Annotated in this window: 11 protein-coding genes; 8 read left to right on the plus strand and 3 right to left on the minus strand. The window is 58.8% G+C overall.

The window, feature by feature from the left end; genetic code table 11:
- The first annotated feature begins 126 nt into the window (after window positions 1-126).
- The 5 genes from rstA (at window position 127) to tus (ending at window position 4,632) form a co-directional block, all read left to right on the plus strand.
- Window positions 127-849 (plus strand): two-component system response regulator RstA, encoded by a 723-nt coding sequence (rstA, locus tag AS136_RS17120; RefSeq protein ID WP_023322533.1) that lies wholly within the window; start codon window positions 127-129, stop codon window positions 847-849.
- Window positions 850-1,101: 252 nt separating this feature from the next.
- A complete protein-coding gene (locus AS136_RS17125; protein ID WP_008805071.1) occupies window positions 1,102-1,464 on the plus strand; it encodes a hypothetical protein in 363 nt (120 codons plus the stop codon).
- Window positions 1,465-1,708: 244 nt separating this feature from the next.
- Window positions 1,709-2,083 carry an SDR family NAD(P)-dependent oxidoreductase gene (locus AS136_RS17130; protein ID WP_023322532.1) on the plus strand — a complete coding sequence of 125 codons (375 nt, stop codon included), beginning with the start codon at window positions 1,709-1,711 and terminating at the stop codon, window positions 2,081-2,083.
- Between the two features lie 240 nt (window positions 2,084-2,323).
- A complete protein-coding gene (rstB, locus tag AS136_RS17135) occupies window positions 2,324-3,625 on the plus strand; it encodes a two-component system sensor histidine kinase RstB (protein WP_008805073.1) in 1,302 nt (433 codons plus the stop codon).
- Window positions 3,626-3,699: 74 nt separating this feature from the next.
- Window positions 3,700-4,632, plus strand: a complete 933-nt coding sequence (gene tus / locus AS136_RS17140) for a DNA replication terminus site-binding protein (RefSeq protein ID WP_016160939.1) — start codon at window positions 3,700-3,702, stop codon at window positions 4,630-4,632.
- Here tus and fumC read toward each other — a convergent pair.
- The gene (gene fumC, locus AS136_RS17145) at window positions 4,622-6,022 is read right to left on the minus strand and encodes a class II fumarate hydratase (protein WP_016160938.1); all 1,401 of its coding nucleotides are present in this window, start codon (window positions 6,020-6,022) and stop codon (window positions 4,622-4,624) included. The genes tus and fumC overlap by 11 nt on opposite strands.
- Window positions 6,023-6,163: 141 nt before the next feature.
- Window positions 6,164-7,810 (minus strand): class I fumarate hydratase FumA, encoded by a 1,647-nt coding sequence (gene fumA, locus AS136_RS17150; RefSeq protein WP_012968340.1) that lies wholly within the window; start codon window positions 7,808-7,810, stop codon window positions 6,164-6,166.
- Between the two features lie 201 nt (window positions 7,811-8,011).
- Here fumA and manA point away from each other — a divergent pair, with 201 nt between their 5' ends.
- Window positions 8,012-9,190 (plus strand): mannose-6-phosphate isomerase, encoded by a 1,179-nt coding sequence (gene manA, locus AS136_RS17155; RefSeq protein ID WP_016160937.1) that lies wholly within the window; start codon window positions 8,012-8,014, stop codon window positions 9,188-9,190.
- 87 nt (window positions 9,191-9,277) lie between these two features.
- Window positions 9,278-10,837 carry a YdgA family protein gene (locus AS136_RS17160; protein ID WP_016160936.1) on the plus strand — a complete coding sequence of 520 codons (1,560 nt, stop codon included), beginning with the start codon at window positions 9,278-9,280 and terminating at the stop codon, window positions 10,835-10,837.
- A gap of 39 nt (window positions 10,838-10,876) precedes the next feature.
- Here the strand turns inward: AS136_RS17160 and AS136_RS17165 are convergent, their stop codons facing one another.
- Complete coding sequence (locus AS136_RS17165; protein WP_063266876.1) at window positions 10,877-11,905, minus strand: Mal regulon transcriptional regulator MalI; 1,029 nt, start codon at window positions 11,903-11,905, stop codon at window positions 10,877-10,879.
- A gap of 173 nt (window positions 11,906-12,078) precedes the next feature.
- Here AS136_RS17165 and malX point away from each other — a divergent pair, with 173 nt between their 5' ends.
- Window positions 12,079-13,671, plus strand: a complete 1,593-nt coding sequence (malX, locus tag AS136_RS17170) for a maltose/glucose-specific PTS transporter subunit IIBC (RefSeq protein ID WP_012541901.1) — start codon at window positions 12,079-12,081, stop codon at window positions 13,669-13,671.
- Window positions 13,672-13,722: the final 51 nt, after the last annotated feature.

Here is a 13,722-nt window from a genome sequence, read left to right on the forward strand (position 1 = left end):
CCTTATGCCTTAACAATGAATCAACAAGTTAGCGCAGCATAGCGGAAATAGCGCTGTTTATAAAAGAGTAATGGCGGGTAAAATAGACGCAGTGTATGTTACTTCTTTTACTGATGTGCAATAGACATGAATAAAATCGTTTTTGTTGAGGATGACCCTGAGGTTGGGGCGCTGATCGCCGCCTATCTCGGCAAGCATGATATGGAGGTGGTGGTCGAGCCTCGCGGCGACCGTGCTGAGGACGTGATCGCGCGGGAGAAACCGGACCTCGTGCTGCTGGACATTATGCTGCCCGGCAAAGACGGGATGACGCTCTGCCGCGATCTGCGCGGGCAATGGCAAGGGCCCATTGTCCTGCTGACCTCACTCGACAGCGACATGAACCATATCCTCTCCCTGGAGATGGGCGCCAGCGATTATATCCTGAAAACCACGCCGCCAGCGGTGCTTCTCGCGCGACTGCGTCTGCATTTACGCCAGCATATCGCTCCGGCGGGCGCCGGTGCCGGTACCCCGGCAACGCTCACGCCGCACAAAACCATCTCCTTTGGTTCGCTGACCATTGACCCGGTCAACCGCCAGGTGCTGCTTGGCGGAGAAAGCGTCGCATTGTCGACGGCCGATTTCGATCTGCTGTGGGAGCTGGCCACCCACGCCGGGCAAATTATGGACCGCGACGCGCTGCTGAAAAATTTACGCGGCGTCACCTACGACGGGATGGATCGCAGCGTTGACGTGGCTATCTCCCGCCTGCGCAAAAAACTGCTCGACAACGCCACGGAGCCCTATCGTATTAAGACCGTTCGCAACAAAGGCTACCTGTTCGCCCCACACGCCTGGGACAACTAAGCTTCTCCCGCGGCCCTGCGAGGGGCCCGTTTTATGGCGCACTCCCCGACAGTAACCACCTCAACTTTTACTGCTTAGGGCAACTGCGCGGGTTTCCCTCTTCGCGCCCGCTGCCCGCTGCGAATTTGTCATATTGCGTAAATCAATAGGTTTAGCCGTACAGTTCCCCATCACATAAGCCTTCAATATGATTGTGCTCAAGGACTTACCGTTATCAGAGTGGCATAAAGCCTGAAAACACAGGACTTTTGCATGATGAAATACGTTGTACTTTTGGCACTCTCACTCTTCACTTCACTCTCTGGTTGGGCTTTTTCCCTCGACAACGCCGATATTCGACTCCTCTGTCCACAGCGCGGGCAAATCGAGGTGATCCTCCACCGCTATGAACATACCCAGCAATCCTGGGGACAGCATCACTTTGAAACGGGAGGCGGCCACGTTCGCCAGGGACCGCTGCTGGTGATCCCGTTTGCCAACCTCGATCAGATGATTTACCACCAGACCACCGGCGAATTTGCTTACTGGTATGCCAAAACGGAAAAGCTGGTGCGCTGTCGTCTGCTGAGTCTGACGACCCTCTATCCGGTGGATATTCCCTACTTTCGCGAGTAGCGATACCCCGCTCGACGCTCCAGGGTAGTGCAGGTCTGGTGGTTATAATTAATTTGTGACAACGTCACTAATTCAGATATTCCCGGCCGATATCATCCCGGATGACGCGACCTATACCGGGTATACCGGCGCCACAAAGATGGCAAGGTGCAACATGCCGGGCCCCCAAAGATGGTCGTTTTACAATAAATTTTCATTGTTCTAGTGTGAGTTAACTCAACACTCACGCGGTACGGGAGAGACAATGGGACGGTTCTCAGGCAAGAAAATTGTGATTACAGGGGCGAGCAGCGGTATTGGTCTGGCGGGGGCAATGCGCATTATTGATGAAGGGGGCGAAGTGATGCTGACCGGGCGCCATCAGCAAAAACTGGCGTCGTTACGCACATTGCTGCCCGAGCGTGCCTGGTTTCTTCAGAACGATGGTGCGGAACCTGAGGCGGCGCATGCCCTCGCCGAGTCTGTAGAATCATTTGGCATGCTGGATGGCCTGTGGCTGAACGCCGGGCAGCTCGCCTTTTCTACGGTGGAAAATACCACCGAAACGCAGTTCGATACCATCATGGCCAACAACGTCCGTTCCCAGTATGTGGTGGATGGCGGACTGCTGCGCTTATAAGGGCTGCGTCATTATTTATGCATACGGGATGTTGTCAGTGAGGGTGAACCCTGCTTTGATAGCGCATTAAACGGGGCATGAAACGCAGAAGTGATTTTGCGGTATATTCTGCCGTGACAAACGCCCTGGACTGCGGTCTGGTTTCGTTCCTGCATCACCGCTTTAGCGGAAAGACACATACCACACCGCGCCATGAAGGCAAAAGATAGGTAATTAACATTCTGATTTAAGTGAGATTTAATGAAAAAGCTGTTTGTGCAGTTCTATCTTTTGCTCTTCGTTTGCTTTCTGGTAATGACCATGCTGGTCGGTCTGGTCTATAAATTTACCGCTGAGCGCGCCGGACGACAGTCGCTGGACGATTTGATGAAAAGTTCGCTGTATCTGATGCGCAGCGAGCTGCGGGAAATTCCGCCGCGCGACTGGAGCAAGACGCTCAAAGAGCTGGATCTGAACCTGTCGTTCGATCTGCACATCGAACCAATGAGCAAATTTAAGCTGTCGGAAAGCTCGATGCAGCACCTGCGCGCCGGCGATATTGTCGCGCTGGATGACCAGTACACCTTTATTCAGCGCATTCCCCGCAGCCATTATGTGCTGTCGGTGGGCCCGGTGCCTTATCTCTATTTTCTGCATGAAATGCGCCTGCTGGACGTGGCGCTGATGGCGTTTATTGCTATCTCGCTGGCCTTTCCGGTGTTTATCTGGATGCGTCCGCACTGGCAGGACATGTTGCGCATTGAAACCGCTGCCCAGCGCTTTGGCGAGGGCCACTTCAGCGAGCGCATTCATTTTGACAGCATGTCCAGCTTTGAACGGCTCGGCGTGGCCTTTAACCAAATGGCCGATAACATTAACGCCCTCATTGCCAGTAAGAAGCAGTTGATTGACGGTATCGCCCATGAGCTCAGGACGCCGCTGGTCCGCCTGCGCTACCGTCTGGAGATGAGCGAAAACCTCACCGAGGCGGAATCGCAAGCGCTGAACCGCGATATCGGCCAGCTGGAGGCGCTGATTGAAGAGCTCCTGACCTACGCCCGCCTCGACCGCCCGCAGACGGAACTCAGCCTGACGACGCCTGACTTTCCCGCCTGGATCAGCGATCACGTCGAGGATATCCAGATGGTCAACCCGCAGCGCGAGGTCGCTCTGGCGACGCTGACCCACGGCAACTACGGCGCGCTGGATATGCGGCTGATGGAGCGGGTACTGGATAATCTGGTGAATAACGCCCTGCGCTACAGCACCCAGCGGGTGGCGGTCAGCCTGACCCTGCAGGGTCCGCGCGCGTCGCTGCAGGTCGAGGATGACGGCCCGGGAATCGCTCCCGAAGAGCGCGAGCGGGTGTTTGAGCCCTTTGTCCGTCTTGACCCCAGCCGCGATCGGGCGACAGGAGGTTGTGGCCTCGGCCTGGCGATTGTGCACAGTATTGCCCAGGCGATGGGCGGTGACGTGCGCTGTGAGGCCAGCCCTCTCGGCGGCGCCCGCTTCTGCTTTAGCTGGCCGGTTTATCATCAGTTGCCCGATTTTACCTCTGCCTGAATAAAACTTGCGCAGCGGCCGCGCGCTGCGTATGCTGTAAAAATCAAACAGTATGTTGTAACTAAGGTGAAATGATGGCCAGCTACGATCTTGTTGAACGTCTGAATGATACCTTTCGCCAGATCGAGCTGGAGCTGCAGACGCTCCAGCAGACATTAAGCAGCTGTCGGCTGCTGGCGGCCCGGGTATTTGAACTGCCGGCGGTCAGTAAGGATGCCGAGCACGATCCGCTGGCGAACATACCGGTGGTGCAGCACAGCGGCAAGGCGGCGCTGGCCCTCGCCCTGCGCCACTACAGCCATCTGTTTATCCAGCAGCAGTCGGAAAACCGCAGCAGCAAGGCCGCCGTCCGTCTGCCAGGGGCTATCTGCCTGCAGGTCACCGCCGCGGAGCAGCAGGATCTGCTGGCGCGCATTCAGCATATTAACGCCCTGAAGGCTACCTTCGAGAAAATCGTCACCGTCGATTCTGGCCTGCCCCCTACTGCCCGTTTTGAATGGGTGCATCGCCACCTGCCGGGCTTGATCACCCTCAGCGCCTACCGCACGCTGACGCCCCTTATCGACCCGAGCACCATCCGCTTCGGCTGGGCCAATAAACACGTGATCAAGAACCTGACCCGCGACCAGGTATTGATGATGCTGGAGAAAAGCCTGCAATCACCGCGGGCGGTGCCGCCGTGGACCCGTGAGCAGTGGCAGAGCAAGCTTGAGAGGGAGTATCAGGACATCGCCGCCCTGCCGCAGCGAGCGCGGCTGAAAATCAAACGGCCGGTGAAAGTGCAGCCGATTGCCCGCGTCTGGTACGCCAGCGAGCAGAAACAGGTGCAGTACGCCTGCCCCAGCCCGCTGATCGCGCTGATATCCGGCAGCCAGGGGGTCAGCGTCCCGGATATCGGCGAATTGCTGAACTATGACGCCGACAATGTCCAGTACCGCTACAAACCGGAGGCGCAGTCGCTGAGATTACTTATCCCGCGCCTGCACCTCTGGCTGGCTAGCGAGTAGCCAGGCTGCCGACCATCTCTTCCGGGCGCACCCAGCTGTCGAATTCGGCTTCCGTCAGGTAGCCCAGCGCCAGCGCCGAGGCTTTGAGGGTCAGCCCCTCATGGTGGGCTTTTTTAGCGATTTCCGCCGCCTTGTCGTAGCCGATATGGGTATTCAGCGCAGTGACCAGCATCAGCGACTCATTGAGCAGCTGGCTGATCCGCTCGCGATTCGGTTCAATACCCACCGCACAGTGCTCGTTAAAACTTGCCATGCCGTCCGCCAGCAGACGCACCGACTGCAGGAAGTTGTGGATGACCATCGGGCGATAGACGTTAAGCTCAAAGTTGCCGGAGGCGCCACCGATATTCACCGCCACATCGTTGCCCATCACCTGGCAGCAGACCATGGTCAGGGCTTCGCACTGGGTTGGGTTAACCTTGCCGGGCATAATCGATGACCCTGGCTCGTTTTCCGGGATGGCGATTTCGCCAATGCCGCAGCGGGGGCCGGAGGCCAGCCAGCGGACATCGTTAGCGATTTTCATCAGGGACGCCGCCAGGCCTTTCAGCGCGCCGTGGGCATGGACCAGGGCATCCACAGTGGCCAACGCTTCGAATTTGTTTGGTGCGGTGACAAATGGTTGTCCGCTGAGCGACGCCAGCTCGGCCGCCACCCGCACGGCATACTCCGGATGGGTATTCAGCCCGGTTCCTACCGCCGTCCCGCCCAGCGCCAGCTCGGCAAGATGCGGCTGACTGGCTTCGATGTGCTTCAGGCTATGGTCCAGCATCGCCACCCAGCCGGAGATCTCCTGGCCTAACGTGAGCGGCGTGGCGTCCTGCAGATGGGTGCGGCCGATCTTGACGATATCCCTGAAGGCTACCGCTTTTTCATTGAGCGTCGCCCGCAGCGCCTGCAGCGACGGGATCACTTTTTCCCGCAGGGCAATCAGCGCCGCGACGTGCATGGCTGTGGGGAACACGTCATTTGAGCTCTGGCTCTTATTCACATCGTCATTGGGATGAATTTTTCGCGCCATCCCCCGTTCACCGCCCAGCAGTTCACTGGCGCGGTTGGCCAGCACCTCGTTCATATTCATATTGCTTTGGGTGCCGGAGCCGGTCTGCCAGATAGCCAGCGGGAACTCCTGCGCGTGCTTTCCGGCGAGGACTTCGTCAGCGGCAGCGACGATCGCCCCGGCTTTCTCCGCCGTCAGCAACCCGAGATCCTGATTAACCTTCGCCGCCGCCCGCTTGGTCAGCGCCAGGGCGTAAATCAGCTCCCCGGGCATTTTTTCGGTCGAGATGCGGAAATGCTCCAGCGAGCGCTGGGTCTGGGCGCCCCAGAGTTTATCGGCCGGGACGTCGATGGCGCCCATCGAGTCTTTTTCACTGCGATGCGTTGTCATTACTTTCTCCTTGGATTCAAAGTGCGTCATAGCGACAAAGCTCACCTGCTTAAAAGACTAAGTATTGGCCAGATTTATAAGTTGTTTTGGTGGTTCGTGCCGCGAAGCGACATAAAAAAGCCGCCCGAAGGGCGGTCTGGGTTACTTCACGCAGCGGGCGCACTGCGACGTCTGGATCTGCTGGAAGAAGTCATTGCCTTTATCATCGACGAGGATAAACGCCGGGAAATCCTCCACTTCAATTTTCCAGATAGCCTCCATACCCAGCTCCGGATACGCCACGCACTCGAGGCTACGGATGCTCTGCTGGGCCAGTACCGCCGCCGGGCCGCCGATACTGCCGAGGTAGAAGCCGCCGTGTTTGTGGCACGCGTCGGTGACCTGCTGGCTGCGGTTGCCTTTCGCCAGCATGATCTTGCTCGCGCCGTGCGACTGCAGCAGATCAACATAAGAGTCCATGCGCCCTGCGGTGGTCGGTCCCAGAGAGCCGGAGGCGTAACCGTCCGGTGTCTTGGCCGGACCGGCATAGTAGATCGGGTGATCTTTGACGTACTGCGGCAGTGCTTCACCGCTGTCGATAAGCTCCTTCAGCTTGGCGTGGGCGATATCGCGGGCCACGATAATAGTGCCGCTCAGCGACAAACGGGTGGACACCGGGTACTGCGACAGCAGCGCCAGGATCTCGCTCATCGGCTGGTTAAGATTCACCTTCACCGCTTCGCCTTCCCCGGCCTGGCGCAGATGCTCAGGGATATATTTCCCCGGATTGCTCTCCAGCTTCTCGATCCAGATGCCGTCGCGGTTGATTTTGGCTTTGATGTTGCGGTCGGCGGAACAGGAGACGCCCATCCCTACCGGGCAGGAAGCGCCGTGACGCGGCAGACGGATCACCCGGATATCGTGGGCGAAGTATTTCCCGCCGAACTGCGCGCCGAGGCCAAGGTTCTGCGCTTCCAGCAGCAGCTCCTGCTCCAGCTGAATGTCGCGGAACGCCTGGCCATGCTCGTTACCTTCGGTCGGCAGGCCATCGTAGTATTTGGTGGAGGCCAGCTTCACGGTTTTCAGCGTCGCTTCCGCCGAAGTCCCGCCGATCACAAAGGCGATATGGTACGGCGGACAAGCGGCGGTCCCGAGGGTGCGCATCTTCTCAACCAGATAGTTTTTCAGCTTCGCCGGGGTGATCAGCGCTTTGGTTTCCTGGTACAGATAGGTTTTGTTCGCCGAACCGCCGCCCTTGGCGATGCAGAGGAATTTGTACTCATCGCCATCGGTAGCATAAAGATCGATCTGCGCCGGCAGGTTGGTACCGGTGTTAACCTCTTTATACATATCCAGCGGCGCGTTCTGCGAGTAGCGCAGGTTGTCCTGGATATAGGTGTTGTACACACCCTGCGCCAGAGCGGCTTCATCACCGCCGCCGGTCCACACGCGCTGGCCTTTTTTACCCATGATGATCGCGGTGCCGGTGTCCTGGCAGGTGGGCAGAATGCCTTTGGCGGCGATATCCGAGTTGCGCAGGAACTGCAGGGCGACGTATTTGTCGTTTTCGCTGGCTTCCGGGTCGTTAAGGATATCCGCCACCTGCTGCTGATGCGCCGGGCGAAGCATAAAGGAGGCGTCGTGGAAAGCATGCTGCGCCAGAAGGGTTAGCGCCTGAGGGTCGACTTTTAGCACTTCCTGGCCGGCAAATTCGGCGACGGAGACGTAATCACTGCTGAGGAGATAATACTCGGTGTCATCCTTTTTGAGGGGAAAAGGATCCTGGTAAACAAACGGTTTATTCGACATTGTACTCTCACTTACTGCTTTGGCTGATTATGTTTCAGGCAGGGACTCCATGTGCCTGTAGAAAAGCGAGTCGATCAATCTTACACAATTTTTTAACAAAAACTGAGACAGGGACGACTTTTTCTTTCAGCAGTTGCTTCTCCACGGTTTACTGGTTTAATAGAGCAATAATTTTTACTTTGATTGATACAGGGAATGAGAATGCAAAAGCTGATCAACGCCGTACAGAACTACGCATGGGGAAGCCACACCGCTTTAACTGAACTGTATGGCATTGCCAACCCGGACAACCTGCCGATGGCGGAGCTGTGGATGGGGGCGCATCCGAAGAGCAGCTCGCAGATCCTGGCGGCCGACGGCCAGCCGCGTTCGCTGCGCGAGGTGATTGACGCGGATAAAACCGCCCTGCTCGGCGACAAGGTTGCCGCCCGCTTTGGTGAGCTGCCGTTCCTGTTTAAAGTGCTGTGCGCCGCTCAGCCGCTCTCTATTCAGGTCCATCCCAACAAGCAGGCCTCGGAAGAAGGTTTCGCCCGCGAGAACGCCGCCGGCATCCCGCTCTCCGCCGCCGAGCGTAACTATAAAGATCCAAACCACAAGCCGGAGCTGGTTTTTGCCCTGACGCCGTTCCTGGCGATGAATGCGTTTCGCGAGTTCAGCGAGATTGTCACCCTGCTGCAGCCGGTGGCTAGCGCGCATCCGGCGATTGGCGCCTTCCTGCAGCAGCCGGACGCGGCTCATCTGAGCCAGCTGTTTGCCAGCCTGCTCAATATGCAGGGTGAGGAAAAAGCCAAGGCGCTGCAGGTGCTGCGCGACGTACTGGCCCGTGAACAAGGCGAACCGTGGCAGACTATCCGCCTGATCGCGGAATTCTATCCGGACGACAGCGGCCTCTTCTCGCCGCTGCTGCTGAACGTGGTGAAGCTGAACCCTGGCGAAGCCATGTTCCTGTTCGCCGAAACGCCGCATGCCTATCTGCAGGGGGTGGCGCTGGAGGTGATGGCCAACTCGGATAACGTACTGCGTGCCGGTCTGACGCCGAAATACATTGATATTCCTGAGCTGGTCGCTAACGTCAAGTTCGAAGCCAAACCGGCGGGTGAGCTGTTGACCCAGCCGCAGCAGCACGGCGCAGAGCTGGACTTCCCGATCCCGGTGGAAGATTTTGCCTTCTCGCTGCACGACCTCTCCGCCGAGGCCAGCGATCTGGCTCAGGCGAGCGCGGCGATTATTTTCTGCGTCGACGGCGAAGCCGTACTGCACAAAGGTGACCAGAGCCTGACGCTCAAGCCGGGCGAGTCGGCTTTCGTGGCCGCCAACGAATCACCGGTGCAGGTTAGCGGACGCGGTCGCGTGGCGCGCGTGTTCAATAAGCTCCAGTAAGTAACTGACCTTTCAGGTCGCGCTTACTGAATGATGACAACTCAGCCAGGCGGTCTCTCCGCCTGGCTTCATTTATGGACAAATGCTATGAAAAAATCGCTGGTCGCAGCAGGCATCATCGTGGCGCTGGGCGTGGTATGGACAGGCGGCGCCTGGTACACCGGCAAACAGCTGGAAGGCCGGATCGCCGATATGGTGCAGCAGGCTAACGCGCAGCTACGCAGCAGCGCGCCGGAATCAGGTCTGGAGCTGAGCTATCAGGATTACCAGCGCGGGCTGTTCAGCAGCCATCTGCAGCTGGTGGTTAAGCCGATCGCCGGTCAGGCCAACAGCTGGCTGGCCGCCGGACAGAGCGTGGTACTTGACGAGGTGGTCGATCATGGACCCTTCCCGCTGGCCTCATTAAAAACCTTTAATCTGGCGCCGGCGATGGCCTCGGTCCACACGACGCTGGTGAAAAATGATGCCAGCCAGGCGCTGTTCGAGATCGCCAAAGGCAACACTCCCTTTACCGTCGATACACGCATCGCCTACAGCGGCGACAGCCAGTCGGCGATCGTGCTCAATGCCCTCGACTATGCCAAAGGTGATGAGAAAGTCACCTTCAGCGGCGGTCAGTTCCAGCTCGACGCCGACCGCGACGGCAAAAACATCAGCCTGAAGGGCCAGGCCGGCAGCGGGCAGATCGATGCGCTCAACGAATATAATCAGAAGGTACAGTTGCGCTTCGTCAACCTGACCACCGACGGAGCCACCGAACTGGCCAGCTTCAACGAACGTATCGGCCAGCAAAAAATGACCCTCGATAAACTGGCCATCAGCGTCGAAGGCAAAGAGCTGGCGCTGGTTGACGGGATGGCGCTGGACGGCGGCTCGACGCTGACCCAGGACGGCAAAGGCGTGAACAGTCAGGTGAACTACACCGTGAACAGCCTCAAGCTGCAGGGGCAGGATATGGGCAGCGGCAAACTGACGCTGAAAGTGGATAATGTCGACGGTCAGGCGTGGCACCAGTTTAGTCAGCAGTACAGCGCACAGTCTCAGGCGCTGCTGGCAAAACCGGAACTGGCGCAAAACCCGGAACTGTATCAGCAGGCGTTAACCGAAACCCTGTTCAATGCGCTGCCGATCCTGCTTAAAGGCAACCCATCGGTGACCATCTCTCCGCTGAGCTGGCGCAATGCCAAAGGGGAAAGTACCCTGAATCTGTCGGTTCTGCTGAAGGATCCGGCCCAGGTGACCACCCCACCGCAGACCCTGGCGGACAGTCTGGATCGCGTGGTGCAGTCCCTTGACGGCAAGGTGGTGATCCCGGTGGATATGGCGACGGAGTTGATGACCAAAATCGCCGGTCTGGAAGGTTACCAGCCAGCCGATGCGGCCAAACTCGCCGATCAGCAGGTCAAAGGCCTGGCGGCGATGGGCCAGATGTTCCGCATCACCACCATGGAAGATAACGCCATCAGCAGCAGCCTGCAGTACGCTAACGGCCAGGTGACGCTGAACGGACAGAAAATGCCGCTGGAGGATTTTGCCGCGATGTTTGGTCTGGAAGCGCCTGCTCAACCGGACGCGGCGCCGCAGGAAGGCCAGCCGCAACAGGATGACGCCGCTCCTCAGCAGGACGACGCCGCCCCGCAGCCGTAACTTATCGTCTCAGGAGACGGCCATCGCGCGCCGTCTCCCTCACTTCCGTGTCACCAGCCGCGGCGGCATAATCTGGTTTCGCGCCTCGCCGGTACCTTCCTCCAGCCGTCGCAGCATCGACTCTGCCAGGGTTTTCCCCATCTCGCGCGCCGGGGTCGTTACCCAGGTGAGCGGCAGGTCATCCAGCGCCGCCTCCGGCACGTCGGCGAAGGCCGCCAGCGCCACCCGCTGTTCGAAATAGCTCTCGACGCCATCCTCTCCGCTCTGCCTTCCGGCCCGCACTAAACCAAACCATGCGCCGGTGGCCACCACGTTGTTGTAGCACAGCACCGCGGTGATGGTGGGGTTCTGGCGCAACAGCCCCGCCATCGCCTCCGCCGCCTGCTTCTGGCTCGACTCGCACTCCAGCACCCATTCGCTGTGAAACGGCAGACCGTATTTCAGCAAGGTGGCGCAATAGCCGCCGACCCGCTCGGCGCGCGTCAGCGACGAGCTCTGCCCGCCAAGCCAGGCGATCCGCTGATGGCCGCGGCGGATAAGATGCTCGGTCACCAGCTGCGCCGCCTGCATGTTGTCCGGGCGGATCAGGTCGACATCGTCAAGGTAGCTGGCGCGGGAAGCAAACACCAGCGGCACGCCGGCCTGCGCGGCCCGCTCGCGCAGTTCGCTCCCGCGATCGATCGACCCGGCGATGATCACCCCGTCGACCCCCTGCGCCGCGAGGGTATCAAACCGCTGATCTATCTTCTCGCCGCTGCGCCCGCCCTGGGTGAGGAACACCATTTTCCCCTGCCTTTCCAGGGCGTCGGTGAGGCCGGCGGTTAATTCGGCGTAAAACGGCTTTGACAGATCGCTAACGATAAGGCCAATCACCCCGCTCTGACCGCCACGCAGCGAGGCGGCCTGGCGGTTGCGCACGAATCCCAGCTGTTCGATGGCCTGATTAACTCGCTCGCCGGTGGCGCTGGAGATGCGCCCTTTACCGCTCAGCACCAGCGAGACGGTGCTCACGGAGACCCCGGCGGCCTGCGCCACATCATTGATGGTGATCTTTTTTGCGATAGCCATAACGTGCTGGCTGACTCCCTTGCCTGTCGATAAAACGTTTTATCATTGTGCAATCTTTATAAACCTTATTATCGCTTGATTATGTGATTTTTATCGCACTAAAAACTGGTAAAACGTTTTATCTTGCCGTGGCGTTAGTTCTTCCCGACCACTTGAGAATCAGGAACCGTGTTATGACGGCGAAAACAGCACCAAAAATCACTTTATGGGAGTTTTTCCAGCAGCTCGGAAAAACCTTTATGCTGCCCGTAGCGTTGCTCTCGTTTTGTGGGATCATGCTGGGGATCGGCAGTTCGTTAAGCAGTCACGATGTTTTGACGCTGCTGCCGTGGCTGGATATGCCGCTGCTGCAGGCCATCTTTATCTGGATGAGCAAAGTCGGCTCCTTTGCCTTCAGCTTCCTGCCGGTCATGTTCTGTATCGCCATCCCACTGGGGCTGGCGCGGGAGAACAAAGGCGTCGCCGCCTTCGCCGGCTTTGTCGGCTACGCGGTCATGAACCTGGCGGTCAACTTCTGGCTGACGGCGAAAGGCATTCTGCCCACCACCGACGCCGCGATCCTGAAGGCCAACAATATCCAGAACATCATCGGTATTCCGTCGATCGATACCGGGATCCTCGGCGCGGTTATCGCCGGGATTATCGTCTGGCTGCTGCATGAACGCTTCCATAACATTCGCCTGCCGGACGCCCTGGCTTTCTTTGGCGGCACCCGCTTCGTGCCGATCATCACCACCGTGGTGCTGGGTCTGGTCGGGCTGGCTATCCCGCTGGTGTGGCCAGTCTTCGCCATGGGGATCAACGCCCTAGGGAAGATGATCAACAGCGCCGGGGATTTTGGCCCGATGATCTTCGGCACCGGCGAGCGACTGCTGCTGCCGTTTGGCCTGCACCACATCCTGGTGGCGCTGATCCGCTTCACTGAAGCCGGCGGTACCCTCGACGTCTGCGGCCACAGCGTCAGCGGCGCACTGACCATCTTCCAGGCGCAGCTAAGCTGCCCAACCACCCACGGCTTCTCCGAAAGCGCCACCCGCTTCCTGTCGCAGGGTAAAATGCCGGCCTTCCTCGGCGGCCTGCCGGGAGCCGCGCTGGCGATGTACCACTGCGCCCGTCCGGAAAACCGGCATAAAATTAAAGGCCTGCTGATCTCCGGGGTCATCGCCTGCGTGGTCGGCGGCACCACCGAGCCGCTGGAGTTCCTGTTCCTGTTCGTCGCGCCGGTCCTGTATGTCATCCACGCGCTGCTGACCGGTCTCGGCTTTACCATCATGGCGGTGCTCGGGGTGACCATCGGCAACACCGACGGCAATATCATTGACTTCGTGGTGTTTGGCATCCTGCATGGCCTGGCGACCAAGTGGTATCTGGTGCCGGTGGTAGCGGCTATCTGGTTCGCGGTCTACTATGCCATCTTCCGCTTCGCCATTACCCGCTTCAATCTGAAAACGCCGGGCCGCGATATCGACACCGCCGCCAGCGTGGAGAAAGCCGTCGCCGGTACCATCGGCAAATCCGGCTATAACGTGCCGGCGATTCTGGCGGCGCTCGGCGGCGCCGAGAACATTGTTTCGCTGGATAACTGCATTACTCGTCTGCGTCTGTCGGTACACGATATGAGCAAAGTGGACGCCGCCGCGCTGAAAGCCCATCGCGCCATCGGGGTGGTTCAGCTCAATCAGCATAACCTGCAGGTGGTTATTGGCCCGCAGGTGCAGTCGGTAAAAGATGAAATGGCCGTATTGATGAATACCGTGCAGGCCTGACCCCACTGGTCCCCCTTCCGCGCGGAGGGGGACATTCGCTAAGGAAGTTCC

The sequence above is a fragment of the Klebsiella sp. D5A genome (genome assembly GCF_001620885.1).
Classification (GTDB): Bacteria; Pseudomonadota; Gammaproteobacteria; order Enterobacterales; family Enterobacteriaceae; genus Klebsiella; species Klebsiella variicola.